A 20,173-nucleotide genomic window follows, 5' to 3' on the forward strand; every position below is an offset into this window, starting at 1 on the left:
CTCCCATTTTAACCATTGGTGTGAAATTCTTTGTTTTCTACTGTAGATCTTGTTATTGCAATGAAAGAGTAATGCGTATAACCTGTTACATATAAACACTTTGGAGGCCTAGGCATCCGATTTCCATCCCATCGTCTCATGTCAGAACACGTGGTTAACGAACTTATGAAAGGGGTTTCTTATACTCATGGCACTTATTAAATGTGATTTTTACTCGGATACGCTCGGGCTTAGCACCAGCATGCATGTCATTCTGCCGCAACAAACCCACAATCAGATCGGCATGGAGAATGTGACCGGCAAAGGACTACACCCAACCCTGTACCTGCTGCACGGTCTGTCTGATGATGATTCCATCTGGCTGCGCCGGACTTCCATCGAACGTTATGTGGCCAACCTCGGGATCGCCGTTGTTATGCCACAGGTTCACCGCAGCTTCTATACAGATATGGTAGAAGGCGGACGTTATTGGAGCTTTATCAGTGAAGAACTCCCGGCACTTGCTCGTTCTTTCTTCCCGCTCTCAGACCAACGGGAGGACAATTTCGTTGCCGGATTATCCATGGGTGGCTATGGGGCGTTCAAGCTGGCCCTTCGTAAACCAGATCAATATGCTGCAGCTGCCAGTTTGTCTGGAGCACTCGATATGTCTGCACATATGGATAGAAACGCATCCTCAGCATTGCAACAGACGGAGTTACAACGTATTTTCGGACCAGAGGTGGCAGGCACCGAGAATGATCTGATCCATCTGTTAAAAGAAAATCAATCTAGCGAAAGTCCTCGACCTTTGCTCTACCAATGCTGCGGAACGGAAGATTTCCTGTATGAGGATAATCAAACCTTCCGTCAAGCCTGTGAACAGACGAACTTCGAATTGACATACGATGAAGGGCCTGGTGAACATGAGTGGGGCTACTGGGATGCCAAGATTCAGGATGTATTGAAATGGTTGCCTTTACAAAAGCGCGATTAGTGGAGAATTGCAATGGAGCTACCAGGAGTAACTAAACTGGTACTCCGATAGTAGAACAACCTACCTTCCGTTCGCGGTTGAGTTCAATATATCTAGAGCACATCGCTGTACAACACAAAGAAGCAGGCCGTTGAGAACAAAGTTCTCTGGCCTGCTTCTTTGTGTTGTACTGTTGTATCTGTAAGTTTACCTTATAGTAGCGGTGGTATTAACCGCGGTTCGTAATCCATTGCTCGGTGATCTCCAGTACCTTCTCACTGCGCCCGATGGCTTCAGCAACTTGACCCGAAGCAGTTCCGCCGTAAACATTACGAGCGTTCACTACCGCTTCCGGTTGCAGCACATCATAGATCCGGTCATCAAACAGTGGTGAGAACTGACGGAATTCATCAATCGTCAGATCCAGCAAATACTTGCTGTTCTGGATGCAGTACAGTACCGTTTTACCAATCACTTCATGCGCCTGACGGAAAGGCAAACCTTCGCCTACGAGGAAGTCGGCAATATCCGTAGCATTGGAGAAATCCTGGTTGACCGCTTGACGCATTCGATCCTTGTTCACTGTCATTGTCGCGATCATTGGAGCAAACAGTTGCAGCGCACCCTCCAGCGTCGCTACTGTGTCAAACATACCTTCTTTGTCTTCCTGCATGTCTTTGTTGTATGCCAGTGGAAGAGATTTCAGTACCGTCAGCAAACCGATCAGGTTGCCGTACACACGTCCTGTTTTACCACGCACGAGTTCAGGAACGTCCGGGTTTTTCTTCTGAGGCATAATGCTGCTGCCTGTGCAGAACGCATCGTCCAGTTCAACGAATCCAAACTCTGTGCTGCTCCACAGTACCAGCTCTTCACTCAGACGGGACAAGTGAGTCATGATCAGCGAAGCTGCCGCCAGGAACTCAACGATAAAGTCACGGTCGCTTACTGCGTCCAGACTGTTCTCGTAAACCCCATCAAAGCCCAGTTGTTCCGCGACAAAATGACGGTCAATCGGGAATGTTGTGCCCGCGAGCGCACCTGCGCCCAGTGGCAGGATGTTAATGCGTTTGTAGCTGTCCATCAGACGCTCTGCATCCCGTTGGAACATGGAGACATACGCCATCAGGTGATGTGCAAACAGAATTGGCTGTGCCCGTTGAAGATGCGTATAACCTGGTACGATGGTATCGAGGTTATCTTTCGCTTGTCCAATCAGTGCTTCCTGCAAGGAATGCAGCATGCCTACAAATCCAACGACGCGCTCACGCAGGTACAAGTGCATATCCGTTGCAACTTGATCGTTCCGGCTACGGCCTGTATGTAATTTTCCGCCTACAGGGCCAATCGTCTCGATCAGGTTTTTCTCAATATTCATGTGGATGTCTTCGTCCGATACGGAGAATTCCACTTCGCCCGCACGGATTTTGTGCAGAACAGTCATCAATCCTTCTTTGATCGTCTCTACATCTTCCGCTAGCAGAATGCCGCATTTGCCCAGCATCGTTACATGGGCCAGACTGCCCTGAATATCTTCCTCAGCCAAAGCCTTGTCAAAATTGATCGATGCCGTATATTCCTCAACCAAATGATTGGTTTGTTTTGTAAAACGTCCTCCCCACAGCTTGCTCACGGTGAGTACTCCCCTTTCGCTCATGGACAAAGCCGCTCCTGCCAGATGTGCAAGAACGGCCTGTCTTGTCATTTATATTGATATAGCTCTATAGATGCAGGTTGAAATTAGTTTTTGTTTTGCTCCACGCCGGAGTTTACTTTCAAACGCAGTGCATTCAGGCGGATAAAGCCTGTTGCATCACCTTGATCGTAGGCTTGCGTTGGATCAGCTTCCATCGTTGCGATGTCCGGATTGTAGAGGCTGACAGGACTTTTCACGCCTGCGCCGATGATGTTGCCTTTGTACAGTTTCACACGAACTGTACCTGTAACGTTCTTCTGGCTTTCAGTCACCAGTGCTTGCAGCGCCAGACGTTCCGGTGCGAACCAGAAGCCGTTGTAAACGAGTGTGCTGTAACGTGTGATCAGGCTATCACGCAGGTTCATCACTTCACGGTCCATCGTGATGGACTCCATTTTGCGATGTGCGGTGAACAAGATTGTTCCACCTGGTGTTTCGTACACGCCACGGCTCTTCATACCAACAAAACGGTTCTCAACCATATCTACACGGCCAATACCATGTTTGCCACCCAGCTCGTTCAGTTGTTCCATCACTTGCAGCGGGCTCAGGCGCTCACCGTTCAGTGCAACACAGTCACCTTGTTCGAATTCCAGTTCAACATATTCCGCTTGATCTGGTGCATCTTCAGGTGCACTGCTCAGCAGGAACATGTCTTTGTTCTCGTCCGCGCTTGGATCGAACCAAGGATCTTCGAGCACACCGCTCTCATAGCTGATATGCAGCAAGTTACGGTCTGTGGAGTATGGTTTAGCCGTAGAAGCGGTTACCGGAATGCCATGTTTCTCAGCGTACGCGATCATCTCGGCACGTCCCGGGAATTGGTTACGGAATTCTTCCAGACGCCAAGGTGCAATTACGTTAATGTCTGGTGTCAGTGCAGCCGCGTTCAACTCAAACCGAACTTGGTCATTTCCTTTACCTGTAGCGCCGTGAGCGATGGCTGTAGCACCTTCTGCACGAGCGATGTCCACCATACGTTTAGCGATCAGTGGACGAGCAATACTTGTGCCAAGCAGGTATTGTCCTTCATAGAGGGCACCTGCCTGGAACATCGGATAGATGAAATCTTTTGCGAATTCATCGCGTAGATCGTCGATGTATACTTTGGAAGCGCCTGTTGCCAGTGCTTTTTCCTCCAAACCGTCCAATTCATCCTTTTGTCCAATATCCGCTGTGAATGCGATAATCTCTGCATCATATGTTTCTTTTAACCATTTCAAAATTACAGATGTGTCCAACCCGCCTGAATACGCGAGTACAATTTTTTCCTTAGCCATGTTCAATGGTCCTCCCCAAGATCAGTTAAGTTAAACAGAGCCTTCATACACTGAATCCTACGAGCCAGAAAATCCTTCCGATCACTGTTATCTCCAGATTTTTTCATCCCTTTATGACAAAGGGTAAAATCCGGGGATAGCCTATGCTTCCGATGCAGCTTTCTTTCAGAAAGCTTTCAGGCGACCGCTTCGCTTCTTCAGGCTTTTTCTGTCTCTTCGTTTTTGTGTATGCTTCTTGTTTAATTAACTTTTTAAAGTACATTATAGATGAATCTATCATCGCGAAATCTGCGCCTAAAATCAACCCATAAAGGCAAATAGCATCTATTCGCTCATTAATGCAGCCATTAATGCTTTCTGTGCATGCAAGCGATTCTCCGCCTGATCAAAGATCAGGGAGTTCGGTCCGTCAATTACACCGGCACTCACTTCTTCGCCGCGGTGTGCTGGCAGACAGTGCAAGAACATGTAGTCCGGCTTCGCACCTTTCATCAGTTCCTCGTCCACTTGATATGCCGCAAATGCCTGCTCACGAATCTTCTGCTCTTCTTCAAAGCCCATGCTAGCCCATACATCCGTGTACACGATATCTGCATCTTTCGCAGCTTCCTGTGCACTGTACGTTACAGTCACTTCAGAACCGCTCTCCTGTGCGATAATGCGCGCCTGCTCCACAACTGCGCTATCCGGCTCATAACCTTCTGGCGTTGCTACAGCAACATGCATACCCATCTTCGCTGCACCGAGCATCAGGGAGTGTGCCATATTGTTGCCATCTCCGATGTAGGCCATTTTCAGACCTGCGAGCTTGCCTTTGTGCTCCAGCACCGTTTGGAAGTCTGCCAGTACCTGACAAGGATGCGCTGCATCGCTCAGGCCGTTAATAACCGGAACATCCGCATGCTCTGCCAGTTCAGTTACATTATGGTGTCCAAAGGTACGGATCATGATGCCGTCCAGGTAACGGGACAATACTTTGGCTGTATCATGTGTTGTTTCCCCGCGACCCAGCTGAATATCATTTTTGCTCAGGAAGAGCGCGTGTCCGCCCAATTGGAACATACCCACTTCAAAGGATACACGCGTACGTGTGGATGATTTTTCAAAAATAAGTCCGATCGTTTTGCCTTTCAACGGTTGAAAAGGTACACCGTTTTTTTGCTTACCTTTAATCTCAATCGCGAGATCAAGCAGATAACGAATCTCCTCTGCTGTGTAGTCCGTGAATTCGATAAAATCCCGGCCTCTCAGATCAATCTTCTGAATCTTTTCCGTCTGTTGTGTTGTCATGTATAATGTCCTCCTTATTTCCGGTTCCCTGCACCCGCATGGGCAGAAGAGAGAGCAACATTGACACTTTGTCTTGGTGCTTCTCAAGTTTATTCTTTTCCGCCTTCTGCAAGTTCACCGCGCGGCTACAGGGATTCATCATCTCGTTCTGCTTCGAGGCCGGTAATGGCCCCGAGACAGAAAGGTTCTCATTTTTATGTTAGGCTTTCGCCGCTACGTGCTCTTCGATCAATGTGGCTACCAGCGATACCGCCTCGTCGATCTCTTCTTTGCTCACATACAGGTTCGGAAGCAAACGGATCACATTGGGTCCTGCAGAGACAAACAAAATCCCGCGTTTTTGCCCAGCAAGCACAATATCACCTACCGGCTCAGCACATTCAATACCGACTAACAATCCTAAACCACGAACTTCTTTTACAAAGGAATTACCCGCCAAACGATTCCGCAGGGAGCTCATCAGGTATTCACCCATCTCCGCTGCACGCTCTGGCAAGCGATCTTCCAGCATTGTTTCGATTGTTGCTATCACAACGGATGAAGCAAGTGGTGTTCCACCAAATGTCGTCGCATGGCTACCTGGCGTGAACGCATCCCGCAGGAAACCTTTACCCAACATCGCGCCTACAGGGAAACCACTGCCGATACCTTTGGCAACGGTGAACACGTCTGGCTCAATGCCATAATGTTCGTGCGCAAACAATTTACCCGTACGTCCCATTCCCGTTTGAACTTCATCAACAATGAGCAACAATCCATTCTCGTCACACAATTTCCGTACATGTTTGACGAATTCCGGTTCAACCGGATATACACCACCCTCGGCCTGAACCATTTCCAGCATAATAGCTGCTGTGTTGGGTCCAATTGCCGCTTCAAGTGCAGGGATATCATGCAAAGGTACAGTTACAAATCCGGCTGGCAATGGCAAAAATCCTTCTTTCACCTTATCCTGTCCGGTTGCTGTCAGCGTTGCGAGTGTCCGTCCATGGAAGGACTGGGCAAATGTGATCACTTCATAGCGATCTGTACCCTTCACCTTTTGGTGATAACGACGTGCTACTTTAATAGCTGCTTCGTTCGCTTCGGCACCACTGTTACAGAAAAACACTGCGTCAGCACATGTATTGGCTGTCAGCAATGCTGCTGCTTTCTCCTGGCCTGGAATCTGGAACAGGTTGGATACATGCCACAGCTCATCAATCTGAGCTTTCAGCTTGGCTCCAACTTTCTCCGGTGCATGGCCCAGGCTAGTTACAGCGAGTCCGCACATGAAATCGAGATAGCGGTTCCCCTGATCGTCCCATAACCAGCTGCCTTTACCTTTGACCAGACTGATTGGATAACGTGCATACGTTTGGAAAAGCGAGCTTTCCGTCTGTGCCGCTGCACCTGTTGATGTTGCGCCCGCTACCGCTGTGCCAGAACCTGACTGTTCGTTGCCTTTTGCCATGACCCTATCACTCCTTATTTGTTGGTGCAACGACACTAATTATGAGAATACCTTAACTTTACACTTGTCACTTCGATGACAGAACAACCTTCCGATCGCTGTTATCCCCGGATTTTTTTGATTGCCCCTTAATGGGGAAAATCCGAGGATAAAGGCGCACGCTTCGCTTCTTCAGGTTATTTCTGTCCTCTACGTTATTGTGTAATGTTCAATTTTCACATAAAAAAAGCCATGCACATATTTTTTATCTTGTATAAGAACCCAAATGAACCTTATTGCATACGGATGATTCTAGTTCCGATGATCTCTCCGCCGAGCACTCGGCTCAGGATTTGGGGTTCGCTGCCGTCTACGATGACGACCTCACGTACTTGACCATGAATACAAGCGATAGCTGCACGCACTTTGGGAATCATGCCGCCATAGATTTCTCCGGTCTGGATCATGTCCTCAATCTCTTGTACAGATACGGATGGCAGTACTTTTTTCTCGCCGCCTACGTTCTTCATGATGCCAGGAACGTCTGTCACGACAATCATCCGGCTTACGCCGAGATGAGATGCCACTGCACCCGCAGCTGTATCTGCGTTAATGTTGTAGCGTTGTCCAGTTGCATCTACGCCAACCGGTGCGATAACCGGCATGTATCCCATGTTCACGATACCTTGGATAATCTCTGCGTTCACACCAGTGACATCGCCTACCCAACCGATCTCTGCGTGGTTCGATACGGGCTTCGCCTGAATGAGACCCCCGTCCACGCCGGACAAGCCTAGTGCACGACCGCCCACACGCTGAATCAGGCGCACGATCTGTTTGTTGATACTGCCCGCAAGCACCATCTCCACTACGTCCAGCACAGGTTCAGTCGTTTTGCGCAGACCATTAACGAATTCGGTTTCGATACCAAGCTTCGCCAGGTTATCCGAGATCGCAGGACCTCCACCATGCACGATTACCGGCTGTGTGCCCTGAGACTGCAAATCACGCAGATCCGCAAAGAAAGACTCGGGCAATGCTGCCAGCGTGCTGCCTCCACATTTCATGACAAACATCTGTTTCTCTGTGCTCGCTTCCGTTGCGGTACTCTCGTTTGGCATTGTTGAATTCATGAGGGCAAGCTCCTATCATAGTAAAAATTATATTCAAAAAAATATAACACTTTTATAAGGTCATAAAGGCTGGTAGGAGTCCATTCCGAATTCGGATTGTTCTTTCGATCGCTGTTGTCTCCAGGTTTCTTGAATTATCCCTATATAGGGGAACACCCGGAGACAAAGGCGACCGCTCCGCTTCTGCAGAATCAATTCCGTCTTCTCCATTACTATCGCTATATGTCCAACACCAAACAACAAGTTTAAATTTCATTGATAATTTTTGAAACATCTCACGAAACAGCTTCACAATAGAAGACAGCTGTTTCGCAAAACCTTTACCCCAAAGGTTTATTACGTGCGGTATGCTGCGTTAATTCGGACGTAGTCATACGTCAGGTCACAGCCCCAGGCTGTTGCTGTTCCTTCGCCGTGGTGCAGATCCACCACGATGCGAACTGTATCAGTCTGCAAATAGGCCAATGCCGCTTCTTCGTCAAACACGACTGGGCGGGACTGCGCAAGTACCGAGATATCTCCCAAACGGATATCTACGGTATCCGGGTTCACCGGCTGTCCTGCACGCCCTACGGCTGCAATAATCCGTCCCCAGTTGGCGTCTGCGCCAAACATGGCGGATTTCACCAGACTGGACCCGATGACAGTTTTCGCGATTGCTTGCGCGGACTCATCACTTACTGCTCCTGTAACTTCTACCTCAACCAGTTTGGTTGCTCCTTCACCATCGCGAGCAATGGCTTTGGCTAGCACTTGGCAAACATAGGTGAAGCCGGCTGCAAAAGCGTCCCAATCTGGATGCTCTGTGGTCAGCTCTTCATTGCCTGCATAACCACTGGACATAGCTACCAGCATGTCGTTTGTACTTGTATCCCCATCAACGGTAATCATGTTAAATGTATGATTGGTTGCCTGGCGCAGCAAGCGTTGCAACGCTTCTGCACCAATGACCGCGTCAGAGGTCATGAAAGCGAGCATTGTCGCCATATTCGGATGAATCATACCCGAGCCTTTGGCGGCTCCCGCAATCGTAACCGTCTTACCGTTAACTATAACGGAGACGCAAGCTTCCTTTTTTACCAAATCCGTTGTCAGAATCGCTTGTGAAAATTGCTCCGCCTCATTCGATTCCTTGCCCATATGCGCTGGAAGTCCGGTGATGCCTGAATGTACAGCATCCATTTTGAGCAATTCCCCAATGACTCCTGTGGATGCCACAGCCACGTCCTCTTCTGCCACACCCAACTCACGCGCAGCAGCCGAACGCATCGCATAAGCATCTTCTTCCCCTTGTTGCCCTGTGCATGCATTAGCATTACCACTGTTAACGATAACAGCCTGAAGGCGTCCGTTGCTCAAGCTTTCGCGCGTTACTTTGAGTGGTGCCGCCTGAAACACGTTCGTTGTGTATACAGCAGCAGCTGTAGCCGGTACATCACAGCGGATCGCTCCGATGTCATTACGAGATGTCTTTTTCAATCCGCAGTGAAGTCCACCAGCAGTGAATCCCCCAGGGGTTACAATTGTTCCGTTCTCAACCACGGTAAAAGTCTGTTGCTCCACATTCGTTCCCATATCATATCCCCCGTATGCGTTCAGCTATATGCTGATGATCGCCTGCTTAACCTAATCCGTTCTCCCTAGAAGACTCTGAGAGAGCACTCTTACACCGAATGTCCCAGTGCTCCTCCTGAATTCCAATCCCTTATGGATATACTGGTGTCATGTTCAGCCCGAGGTTCTCCTCCCATCCCATCATCAGGTTCATATTTTGAATCGCTTGCCCGGAAGCACCCTTCACCAGGTTGTCGATAACCGAAATAATCGTCAAACGCCCTGTGCGAGGATCCACCGCAAATCCGATATCACAATAGTTGGATCCGTACACTTCTTTGGTAGAAGGCCAGATGCCCGGTTCACGTACACGTACGAAAGGTCGGTTCTCATAATATTTGCGGTACAAATCCACGATCTCCCGGTCGCTGTGTTCCCCAACGAGGTTTGCATACATCGTACTCATAATTCCACGTGTCATTGGCACCAGATGTGTTGTGAAGGTAACTGTAACAGGCGTTCCCGTTATATTGCCAAGCACTTGTTCGATCTCGGGAATATGTTGATGTTTATTCAGTTTATAGGCTTTGAGATTCTCGTTCATCTCTGCATAATGGTACGACAGATGGGTTCCCCGTCCTGCACCGGATACGCCTGATTTAGCATCAATAATAATAGTAGAAGGATCAATCCAGCCTGCCTCTACTGCAGGGATCAGTCCAAGAAGTGTAGCCGTTGGATAACAACCTGGGTTGGATATAAAATTCTGTCCCTTCACTTCTTCGCCATACACCTCAGCCATGCCGTATACCGCTTGTTCCAGCAAATCAGCTGGAGGCGCCGGATGTTTGTACCACTCTTCGTACACTGTTCCATCCTTAAGTCTGAAATCGCCAGACAGGTCAATCACCTTAAGTCCTGCTGCCAGCAGGCTTGGTACGAGCTTAGCACTTACGCCGGACGGGGTCGCTGTGAATACCAGATCCGCACGACTCGCAATTTCAGCCGGATCTACACCGTCGAGTGGCCTGTGAATCACGCCCGTCAAATGCGGAAATCCATCTGCGATGGACTCACCACTGCTCGATGATGAGATCACCGATGTGATTTCAACCAGCGGATGGTTCTGGAAAAAACGAATCAGCTCCACCCCGCCGTAGCCGGTGGAACCGACGATTGCTACTTTTAATTTGTTATTCACTCTCGCTCCCCCAATCTCGATGTATGCGCTACTTGTGCTATGTCCTTGCCTGAAGGATACTTGAACACAGCAATTCCGTCGCTTATATGCATATTTGTGTATTATTATACGACTCTGGTTATATAAATACAACACTCTATCATCAATTTCACATGGATTTTCATCCAATCCGAACATATCTTTTTTTCTCATCCGGGACGAATTGGTATACATCTGTTAAAATACGTATTAGTAGGAAACATTACAATCAGGGTCTCATTCATAACTAACCTGCTACCAAGGACATATGAATAGATTCATGATGGTCATTATGAGACGTGGGGGACTATAGTGCATATCGAATCCATTTTACTTATTGTACTCCTTGGCCTGAATATTATTTTTGCCGCAGCAGTCGTTTTCTTCGAACGGAAGGATGCCAGTGCTTCCTGGGCTTGGCTGCTCGTCTTGAACTTTATTCCGGTGTTTGGGTTTTTACTTTATCTTTTAACCGGTCAGAACCTGACCCGATACCGGCTTTTCCAGTGGAAGGAACGTAAGAAGCTCGGGCTAGAGGAACGTATTGAAGCCCAGCTCACGCAGTTGCACGATAACCGCACCCCTTTCCGCAACCAAGCAACCGAGACTAGCCAGGACATGATCTATATGAACCTGAAGCAGAACGGTGCTCTGGTGACGGAAGATAATGCGGTCGAGATCATTACGGATGGAACAGATAAATTCCAGCGGCTCTTGGATGACATCGAAGCGGCTCAGGATCACGTGCACGTACAATACTACATTTATAGAGGCGACCGTCTGGGCAAAAGAATTCGAGATGCACTCATCCGCAAAGCGCGGGAAGGCATCAAAGTTCGTTTGCTGTATGACGCGCTCGGATCACGGCGGGTATCCAAACGTTTTTTCAAAGAATTGCGCGAAGCAGGCGGTTTGGTTGAAGTCTTTTTCCCCTCCAAATTCAGTCTGATCAACTTGCGTATGAACTACCGGAACCACCGGAAGATTGTCATCATTGATGGTAACCTGGGGTACACAGGCGGGTTTAACGTTGGAGATGAGTATCTTGGCTTGAACTCCAAATTCGGTTATTGGCGTGACACACATCTGCGTATTCAGGGGAATGCCGTTCATGCGCTGCAGACCCGTTTTCTCCTAGATTGGAATGAAGCGTCCAAGCAACACGACACACCTTATGTTCCGGCGCATTTCCCTCATATTGAGGGCACAGGAAAGATTGCCATGCAGATTGTCTCCAGTGGACCGGATGCAGAGACTGAACATATCAAGAACAGTTATCTTAAGATGATTAATGGGGCCAAACATTCGATTCTGATTCAAACGCCTTATTTTATCCCGGATGCCAGTGTATTCGAAGCTATTCGTCTCGCGTGTCTGTCCGGCATTGATGTTCGCATTATGATTCCAAATAAACCCGACCACGCCTTTGTATATTGGGCTACGTTATCTTATATTGGTGAGTTGTTGAAGGTGGGCGCCAAAGTATTTATATATGATAATGGCTTCATTCATGCCAAAACACTTATCATTGACAGTTTGGTTGCATCCGTGGGAACCGCCAATATTGACTACCGCAGTTTCCGGTTGAACTTTGAGGTTAATGCTTTTATGTACGATGAAGCGATTGCGACAGCACTTGTACAAACCTTTGAGCACGACCTGCATGTATCGCGAGAAATGACGCTCGATGAATACCAAAAACGTAGTCTCATTATCCGCTTCAAAGAAGCCATTTCCCGTCTGCTATCTCCGATTTTGTAGCGGTCAATATTTATAGTAAAAAAACAGGCACATCCTCTCCCGTCATTTTGGAGAAGGATGTGCCTGTTTTTTTCTTGTCTTGAACATCCAAACGTATGAGCCCTACACGGCTCACTTGCTATTTTTCACACCGTTCACACATGTTCTCCCCGCTTAAAACCTTCGCCGAGCACTTCGTGCGCGTTACTGATAATGACAAATGCTCCCGGGTCCACAGACCGGATCAACGCTTTAAGTCTTGGTACCTCATTCTGTCCAACCACGACCATCAGTACCGTTCGTTGATCATCGGTGTAACCGCCTTTGGCCTCCAGCTTCGTTAATCCGCGATCCAGGTCATCCAGAATCACTTTGCTAATCGCTTCGGTCTGGTTGGAGATAATATAAGCCACCTTTGAAAAGCCCAGCCCCATCTCAACAGCATCGATCACTTTACCAGTAACATACAACCCAATCAGCGCATAGAGGGACTGCTCCAACGACAATACAAAAGCAGCCATAATAATAACCGTAGCATCCATGATGACTACACACAGCGAGTAACTCAATCCACTGTATTTCTGTACGATTCTGGCAAGAATGCTCATGCCACCTGTTGATCCTCTACCTCGGTATACAATTCCAATCCCTAAACCAACACCAATCCCACCATACAGTGAACCAAGTAGCGGATTCGTTGTTGGAATGGCCCAATCCTTCGTGAGATAGACTAACAGTGGCAGAACAATGCTGCCCAGTACTGAACGAATTCCATACTGCTTACCAATAAGCAGGAAACCCGCAATCAAAAGTGGGATATTAATTGCCCATTGGGTATATGCCGGCTCCCAATTAAGCCATTCCTTGCCCAGAATTGATAACCCGGACACCCCACCCGAAGCGATCTGATTTGGTAATAAAAATAAATTAAAGGCCACTGCAATTAAAAACGAACCTACAATGATAGATACCGTATCCACGACGTTTCTCCATGGACCATTGAGTGGAATAAGGCTAGTTATCCTCTTTTTGCGGTTATTGTGAAGTTGTGATCGTTGTTGCATGTTCTCGTGCTCTCCTTTTAAGTGACTGATCAGTTGTTCGCTCATTTTTTCTATCCTATAAAATTATTCAAAAAAAAGCTCCCGTATACACCAGCATACGCCTACACGTATGGGTCCATACAGGAACTTATATTAATCGGTTTCTACTTTAATCTGGCTACGCAAATAACCATCGATGAATGCATCGAGGTCGCCGTCCATTACTGCTCCTGTATTTCCTGTCTCCACGCTTGTACGGTGATCCTTTACCATACTATAGGGATGGAACACATAGGAGCGAATCTGGCTACCCCATGAAATATCCGACTGATCTCCTCGGATTTCATCCAGCTGTTGTTTTTGCTCTTCAATTTTACGCTCATACAATTTCGAACGAAGCATCTTCATCGCCCGCTCACGGTTCTTGATCTGTGAACGTTCATTCTGACACGTTACAACTACACCTGTCGGAAGGTGGGTAATCCGCACGGCTGAGTCGGTGGTATTGATATGCTGTCCACCAGCGCCACTCGCACGGTAGGTATCAATCTTGAGATCCTCTGTTCGAATGTCCAATTCAATCGTATCATCAATCTCAGGAACCACATCACATGATACGAAGGACGTATGTCTACGGCCCGATGAGTCAAAAGGAGAGATCCGCACCAGTCGGTGTACACCCTTCTCGGCTTTCAGATAACCATAAGCATTGTGCCCCTTGATCGATAGCGTGACGCTCTTGATCCCCGCCTCATCTCCTGGCAGATAATCCAACACCTCAACCTTGAAGCCACGCTTCTCGGACCAACGTGTGTACATCCGGAGTAACATTTGTCCCCAGTCCTGTGACTCGGTACCACCTGCCCCCGGATGAAGCTCTAGAATGGCATCCATCTTATCATACGGCTGGTTCAGGAGCAGCTGAAGTTCGAACTCTGCCACCTTGCTCACGATCGCTGTGACGCTTCTACCGATCTCTGCAGCGAGGTCTTCGTCGCCTTCCTCGTCAGCCAGTTCTACCATCATCACCGCATCATCGTAGTCCTGTTGGAGTTTGGTGTATTGATCCACAGATCCCTTAACCGCATTTAGCTCAGCGATTACGGATTGCGCCTTGTCACTATCATCCCAAAAATCCGGAGCAGACATCTTCACTTCGAAGTTGCCGATCATCTCTTGCTTCAGATCTAAGTCAAAGAGACCCCCTAAGGTTGGTTAGTTTCTTGCCTATTTCACGCAGGTCATGCTTCACGTTTGGATCGATCATGTGCAATTCCTCTTTTCATTAAGATAAGCTCCCCGCATCCAGGGCATTCCTCCAGATCAAGTATCCGATGCGTTACCCTGGTGTTGAGACTACTGTTGTATCAGTATATCTCTTCCCCGTGATCATGGTCATATTATTATAACTATGCACCATTAATCGGTTTTGCATCCTTCACTTCATCCTATGGAATACCCGGCTGCAAGGAGCCATTCATGTCATTCGTGTATAAATGAACCCTTTAACTACTCTTGACCGTGGCAGTGTTTGAACTTCTTGCCACTACCGCACGGGCATGGATCGTTACGTCCGATTTGGTCAGAAACCTTCACTGGACGTTTCTCAGCAGGTTCACCGCTTGTCGAGATCTGACTTTCCTCAACAACCGCTTGACGCTCCTGATTGCTCTCGATCTGTGCTCTCATCACATAAGTCGCTACTTCTTCTTGAATCGAAGCGATCATTTGATGGAACATCTCGAAGCCTTCGAACTGGTACTCACGCAGTGGATCTGTACCGCCGTAGGCACGAAGGTGGATACCTTGACGCAATTGATCCATTGCATCAATATGATCCATCCACTTGCTGTCTACTGCACGGAGCACAACTACTTTCTCGAACTCACGAACCATCTCTTCGCCAATTCGCTCTTCACGTGCATTGTACTTGTTCTGAACTTTCGTGAACAGGAACTCGATGATCTCTTCTGCTTCCTTACCCCACAGATCATCTTTAGTTATGGAACCATCGTCCAGCAATTTGCTGTTCATGTAATCAGCAACTTCCTGAAGCTCCCAGTTTTCCGGGATATCGTCACTACAATGTGCTTCAACGATACGTTCAATGGAAGGCTTGATCATATCCATAACGATTTGTTTGATATTTTCGGACTCCAGTACCTCGCGACGCTGTTTATATATAATTTCACGTTGTTGGTTCATTACATCATCATATTGGAGAACGACTTTACGCACGTCAAAGTTGTTACCTTCAACACGCTTCTGCGCTGATTCTACTGCACGGGTAATCATCCGGCTCTCGATCGGTTGGTCTTCTTCAAAACCAAGACGCTCCATCATGTTCAATACATTGTCTGCACCGAAACGTCTCATCAATTCATCACCCAGTGACAGGTAGAATTGTGTTGAACCCGGGTCACCTTGACGTCCCGCACGGCCACGTAGCTGATTATCAATCCGGCGTGATTCGTGACGCTCTGTACCGATGATATGAAGGCCGCCTACTTCAGCTACACCATCACCCAAGATAATATCTGTACCCCGTCCTGCCATGTTGGTTGCAATCGTTACTGCACCCGCTTGACCAGCTCCTGAGATGATCTCTGCTTCTTCCGCGTGGTACTTGGCGTTCAGTACCTGGTGTTTGACACCACGGCGTTTAAGCATGTCAGACAGGCGTTCAGAGTTCTCAATGGACACTGTACCTACCAGAATCGGTTGATTCTTACTGTGGCGTGCCACGATCTCTTCTACAACGGCATTGAACTTGCCATCGATGCTCTTATACACGACATCTGCCATGTCATCGCGTTTATTCGGACGGTTGGTTGGAATTTGCAGTACTTCGAGACCGTAGATTTTTTTGAACTCTTCTTCCTCGGTTTTCGCTGTACCCGTCATACCCGCAAGTTTACGGTACATCCGGAAATAGTTCTGGAAGGTAATCGTAGCAAGCGTCATGCTCTCATTTTGTACTTCAATGCCTTCTTTGGCTTCAATCGCCTGGTGCAATCCATCACTGTAACGACGTCCAGACATCAGACGACCTGTGAATTCATCGACGATCATGACTTCCTCATCACTGACCACATAATCCACGTCACGACGCATGATTGCATTAGCTTTCAAGCCCTGTACAATGTGATGGTTGAGAGTTACATTGGCATGATCATACAAGTTCTCGATACCAAATGCTTTCTCTGCTTTTGCCACGCCCGCCTCAGTCAACGCTACGGATTTCACCTTAATGTCTACCGTAAAGTCTTCTTCCGGCACCAAACGTTTCACAAAACGATCTGCTGCATAGTACATATCCGTCGACTTCTGAGCTTGTCCAGAGATAATGAGTGGCGTACGCGCCTCATCGACCAAGATGGAGTCTACTTCATCAATGATACAGAAGAACAATGGACGTTGTACCATTTGCTCTTTGTAAAGCACCATGTTGTCACGCAGATAGTCAAAACCAAACTCATTGTTCGTTCCGTACGTAATATCACATGCATATGCATGTTGTTTCAACGCATGGTCCATACCGCTGAGGTTAACCCCAACCGTCATGCCCATGAACTCATAGATTTGTCCCATTTCCTGGCTATCCCGTTGTGCCAAGTAGTCATTGACCGTGACCACGTGTACACCTTTGGACATTAACGCGTTCAGATATACCGGAAGTGTTCCTACCAGCGTTTTACCTTCACCCGTTTTCATCTCGGAAATACGGCCTTCATGCAGAGCGATACCGCCCAGCATCTGTACATCGTAGTGACGTTTGCCCAGTACACGACGTGATGCCTCACGTACAGTTGCAAATGCCTCTGGAAGAAGCTCATCTGTTGTTTCTCCCTTTTCAATACGAGCACGGTATTCGTCCGTTTTACCTTTCAGTTGTTCATCAGACAACGCCTGAAATTGTGGTTCCAGTTTATTGATCACATCGACCGTCTTCATCAGACGTTTAACATCACGTTCATTCATGTCGCCGAAGATCTTTTTGACAAGTCCTAGCATGGTATACCCCTTTCGTGCAAAACAGAATAGACCCCCTGTTGCCGCCACGCGACACCATCGGATGGATGTTGCATCCACTTGCCCGGGGGTGACAAACAATATGATTTGAGCTTAATGAAGGTTACACTTCGTCAACTCAGTTGCCAGAATGTCCTTTCGATCGCTGTTATCCCCTGATTTCTTTTAAACTCTCTTCTCAGAGGGGGAAATCCGGGGATAAAGGCGAACGCTTCGCTTCTACAGATCATTTCCGCCCTCTTCGTCATCCGTGTAAAAATCAAATTCAAATCATATGCTAATAAGTAATATGATGAATCAACTCCAGGCTTGCCAAGGGTTCCTCATGAAGCTGATTCGGTATTCAAACGGATTCGGTTATTAAAAAGTAGCCGAAGCCCGAGCCTTGCGAATCATGTTCATGGTGCTGTGCCTGTCATTGATTATGATTAGCGATCATTCGTTGACAATTCCTCATCAGGACAATGATTCTCTTTGCATAAATTGTAACAGTTTGTAAGAGCCGCCGCAACACGCCACGGCACACTTCTTTGAACTTCTGAGACATATCAAACCGAGTTTAAGTGCAAAAAATCATAGTCGTTAGCGGAAGCGTCCGATTGTCATGTTTCGTTTTGCAGGATAGACAGCTCTGTCAACGAATTTTGATGGTAAATTTGGATGGAAATCTCAATATCCAGTTCTCGAATGTAGGTATACGAATATTTTCGTAAGCATCGGAATCTGGTGATAAACTTGTACCAATTATAATTATTCTTACTATCTATTAGACGCAACAGCATGGGGAATAGTTTCACCATTTTATTTCCAAAGGTGATTTCCCAGCTTCTCTACGCACAAAAGAGCCCCATCCCCTAAGGGATGGAAGCTCTTGTTAAGTCCAATCCAGGAAACTACAGTCCCTGTCTTCATTATTATTAGATATTCATACGCATGTCCGTTCCGATGATCCTGTACGTTAATATTAACCTTGTTCGATCAATCCGTACTTACCATCGTTCCGTTTGTAAACAACGCTAACTTCTTCACTGTCAATGTTGGAGAATACGAAGAAATTGTGACCAACCATGTTCATTTGGAGGATGGCCTCTTCCACGTCCATTGGTTTCAACATAAAGCGTTTCGTCCGTACGACTTCAAAATCATCGTCATCCGTATCCGTATCCAGTTCAGCAGTAGCTACAGTACCTGTTGGATCTTCAACGAAGAGTGTTTTCAGGCTACCTTCCTGGCGGAACTTACGGTTAATTTTTGTTTTGTGTTTGCGGATCTGACGTTCCAGCTTGTCCACCACGGAGTCAATGGATGCGTACATATCGTCGCTCTCATCCTCGGCGCGGAGCACAATGCCTTTCAAAGGGATCGTCACCTCTACCGTATGCAAACCTCTCGTCGTGCTCAATGTAACAGCACCGTCAGAGTTAAGGGGTGCATCGAAATACTTCTCGAGTCTACTCAACTTTTTGTCGACATAATCCTTCAAAGCATCAGTAACCTCGATTTGTTGACCTCGAATACTTAAATTCATAGGGCACTCCTCCTTTTTCCTTTGCCACTTCATTATAACACGAATGTAAGCGCCATGTAAAAACTCCCGGTGACCGAATAATGACATCTGTTCAAGCCACATCTGCCAATATCGAATTACCGCCATATTTCGTGATATTTCGCCATTTTGAGCCATAATCAAGAAATCACATTGGTTGTCTTCTCAGGCGCTTGAATGATGTAATTAACCATTTCTGAGCGGGTTCAATCTATGATGTGAAATTTAAAATAAATTCCCGAATCTTCCTTCACTATTAATAATCACTACTTATTTTAACTTGGACCTGACATACTGCAGGTATACCTGAGAACTTGAAAACTTCCCTACTTACTCATTCCCATTAGAATCAAACTTATAATTCAAAAACCCATAAAAAAGGATCTTCCCTATTCCTCTTTCATGGGTTTGAAGTTACTATTTTAACCGTCTTCTATAATTAAACTATATTCATTCAGCCACGTAAGCTGCCACTGTTACTTCCTCCACGCTTCCTGCATTGTGACCTGTTTTAGCCGCATAACGCACTTCATACGTTCCTGACGCCAAACCTGTGATAGTCGTACTCTCTGCTGTTACCTTTGTCCAGTCACTCGCACCTTGCAAGCGGTATTCCATTTCATCGGTTACTCCTGTGATTGTACCGTCATTTCCTGTTGCCGTTACCGCTGTGGAATTCAATCCTTCTGGAGCTTTTTGATCTTGATTCTTCACTTCTACTGTATACTTCAAGGCTTCTCCCTGGGACTTAAATTCAGTGCCTTGTTGAGCCGTAAAGATTGTAATTGTATACGTCCCTACCACTGCGCTACAGTTTTATATTGCTCAAATCCTTCGATCCCGAAGTCAGCCTTTTCGCGGTTGCTATCCGGAATCGTATCCACAGTGCCATCGTTCGTTTGTAATGTAATCTCGCTTAATACATCATTGAACGGGAGTACATTCCCTTCAGCATCTGTCAGTTGCAACGCTATATACGCACCATCTGAATAGTAATTGTAGCTACTTCCATTCGTGTTTTCTAGCTTGTCYTTACTACCTATGCCGTTAATAGAACTCCAGTTGAAGCTTACCGCTCCRGTATTCAGATCACTGTTCTCCTGCATCTTAGTTACTGTAGTATCAGGTGCCACATAAGCTGCCACTGTTACTTCCTCCACGCTTCCTGCATTGTGACCTGTTTTAGCCGCATAACGTACTTCATAGGTTCCTGCAACCAATTCCGTGATTTCAGTTCCTGTCACTGCTGTCCA

Annotated in this window: 15 protein-coding genes; 2 read left to right on the plus strand and 13 right to left on the minus strand. The window is 47.1% G+C overall.

Translation table 11 applies throughout. The features are described from left to right. Positions 1 to 187 precede the first annotated feature (187 nt). Positions 188 to 976, plus strand: a complete 789-nt coding sequence (locus AC1DE7_RS28205) for an alpha/beta hydrolase (RefSeq protein WP_340937722.1) — start codon at positions 188 to 190, stop codon at positions 974 to 976. Positions 977 to 1,184: 208 nt separating this feature from the next. Here AC1DE7_RS28205 and argH read toward each other — a convergent pair whose 3' ends face one another. From argH to argC, 7 genes are all read right to left on the minus strand, one after another. Continuing rightward, positions 1,185 to 2,588, minus strand: coding sequence for an argininosuccinate lyase (argH, locus tag AC1DE7_RS28210; RefSeq protein WP_477535656.1), 1,404 nt, complete (start codon positions 2,586 to 2,588; stop codon positions 1,185 to 1,187). Between the two features lie 107 nt (positions 2,589 to 2,695). After that, positions 2,696 to 3,931 (minus strand): argininosuccinate synthase, encoded by a 1,236-nt coding sequence (locus tag AC1DE7_RS28215; RefSeq protein ID WP_477535650.1) that lies wholly within the window; start codon positions 3,929 to 3,931, stop codon positions 2,696 to 2,698. A gap of 324 nt (positions 3,932 to 4,255) precedes the next feature. Beyond that, positions 4,256 to 5,221 (minus strand): ornithine carbamoyltransferase, encoded by a 966-nt coding sequence (gene argF, locus AC1DE7_RS28220; protein ID WP_477535651.1) that lies wholly within the window; start codon positions 5,219 to 5,221, stop codon positions 4,256 to 4,258. Positions 5,222 to 5,420: 199 nt separating this feature from the next. Further along, the gene (locus AC1DE7_RS28225; RefSeq protein WP_477535652.1) at positions 5,421 to 6,674 is read right to left on the minus strand and encodes an acetylornithine transaminase; all 1,254 of its coding nucleotides are present in this window, start codon (positions 6,672 to 6,674) and stop codon (positions 5,421 to 5,423) included. A gap of 272 nt (positions 6,675 to 6,946) precedes the next feature. After that, on the minus strand, positions 6,947 to 7,786 hold the full coding sequence (argB, locus tag AC1DE7_RS28230) for an acetylglutamate kinase (protein WP_127551507.1): 840 nt from the start codon (positions 7,784 to 7,786) through the stop codon (positions 6,947 to 6,949). Between the two features lie 336 nt (positions 7,787 to 8,122). Beyond that, positions 8,123 to 9,361, minus strand: coding sequence for a bifunctional glutamate N-acetyltransferase/amino-acid acetyltransferase ArgJ (gene argJ / locus AC1DE7_RS28235; RefSeq protein ID WP_315371326.1), 1,239 nt, complete (start codon positions 9,359 to 9,361; stop codon positions 8,123 to 8,125). A gap of 130 nt (positions 9,362 to 9,491) precedes the next feature. Further along, a complete protein-coding gene (argC, locus tag AC1DE7_RS28240) occupies positions 9,492 to 10,541 on the minus strand; it encodes an N-acetyl-gamma-glutamyl-phosphate reductase (RefSeq protein WP_036612448.1) in 1,050 nt (349 codons plus the stop codon). 330 nt (positions 10,542 to 10,871) lie between these two features. Here argC and cls point away from each other — a divergent pair, with 330 nt between their 5' ends. Beyond that, entirely contained in the window at positions 10,872 to 12,320 is a 1,449-nt protein-coding gene (gene cls / locus AC1DE7_RS28245; RefSeq protein ID WP_477535653.1) for a cardiolipin synthase, read from the plus strand. A gap of 134 nt (positions 12,321 to 12,454) precedes the next feature. Here cls and AC1DE7_RS28250 read toward each other — a convergent pair whose 3' ends face one another. The 6 genes from AC1DE7_RS28250 to AC1DE7_RS28275 all read right to left on the minus strand — a co-directional run. Beyond that, a complete protein-coding gene (locus AC1DE7_RS28250; RefSeq protein WP_169479738.1) occupies positions 12,455 to 13,363 on the minus strand; it encodes a YitT family protein in 909 nt (302 codons plus the stop codon). A gap of 132 nt (positions 13,364 to 13,495) precedes the next feature. After that, positions 13,496 to 14,609, minus strand: a protein-coding gene (gene prfB / locus AC1DE7_RS28255) for a peptide chain release factor 2 (RefSeq protein WP_101313559.1) whose coding sequence is annotated in 2 segments (ribosomal slippage) — positions 13,496 to 14,536 and positions 14,538 to 14,609 — 1,113 coding nt in all. Because the reading frame shifts where the segments join, the coding sequence is not laid out codon by codon here. Between the two features lie 242 nt (positions 14,610 to 14,851). Continuing rightward, on the minus strand, positions 14,852 to 17,356 hold the full coding sequence (secA, locus tag AC1DE7_RS28260; protein WP_036667733.1) for a preprotein translocase subunit SecA: 2,505 nt from the start codon (positions 17,354 to 17,356) through the stop codon (positions 14,852 to 14,854). 982 nt (positions 17,357 to 18,338) lie between these two features. After that, the gene (gene hpf, locus AC1DE7_RS28265; protein ID WP_036667734.1) at positions 18,339 to 18,902 is read right to left on the minus strand and encodes a ribosome hibernation-promoting factor, HPF/YfiA family; all 564 of its coding nucleotides are present in this window, start codon (positions 18,900 to 18,902) and stop codon (positions 18,339 to 18,341) included. A gap of 468 nt (positions 18,903 to 19,370) precedes the next feature. Then, positions 19,371 to 19,634 carry a hypothetical protein gene (locus tag AC1DE7_RS28270; protein ID WP_477535654.1) on the minus strand — a complete coding sequence of 88 codons (264 nt, stop codon included), beginning with the start codon at positions 19,632 to 19,634 and terminating at the stop codon, positions 19,371 to 19,373. 83 nt (positions 19,635 to 19,717) lie between these two features. Next, a partial coding sequence (locus AC1DE7_RS28275) for a hypothetical protein (protein ID WP_477535655.1) occupies positions 19,718 to 20,173 on the minus strand: 456 nt, incomplete at its 5' end.

Source organism: Paenibacillus sp. 10L310 (assembly GCF_056395745.1).

What these genes read in the sequence shown, in the direction of transcription:
- AC1DE7_RS28215 (WP_477535650.1), bottom strand. Translation starts at nt 3,931, where the DNA reads ATGGCTAAGGAAAAAATTGTACTCGCGTATTCAGGCGGGTTGGACACA.
- argF (WP_477535651.1), bottom strand. Translation starts at nt 5,221, where the DNA reads ATGACAACACAACAGACGGAAAAGATTCAGAAGATTGATCTGAGAGGC.
- hpf (WP_036667734.1), bottom strand. Translation starts at nt 18,902, where the DNA reads ATGAATTTAAGTATTCGAGGTCAACAAATCGAGGTTACTGATGCTTTG.
- AC1DE7_RS28250 (WP_169479738.1), bottom strand. Translation starts at nt 13,363, where the DNA reads ATGCAACAACGATCACAACTTCACAATAACCGCAAAAAGAGGATAACT.
- argJ (WP_315371326.1), bottom strand. Translation starts at nt 9,361, where the DNA reads ATGGGAACGAATGTGGAGCAACAGACTTTTACCGTGGTTGAGAACGGA.
- AC1DE7_RS28205 (WP_340937722.1), top strand. Translation starts at nt 188, where the DNA reads ATGGCACTTATTAAATGTGATTTTTACTCGGATACGCTCGGGCTTAGC.
- AC1DE7_RS28225 (WP_477535652.1), bottom strand. Translation starts at nt 6,674, where the DNA reads ATGGCAAAAGGCAACGAACAGTCAGGTTCTGGCACAGCGGTAGCGGGC.
- argB (WP_127551507.1), bottom strand. Translation starts at nt 7,786, where the DNA reads ATGAATTCAACAATGCCAAACGAGAGTACCGCAACGGAAGCGAGCACA.
- secA (WP_036667733.1), bottom strand. Translation starts at nt 17,356, where the DNA reads ATGCTAGGACTTGTCAAAAAGATCTTCGGCGACATGAATGAACGTGAT.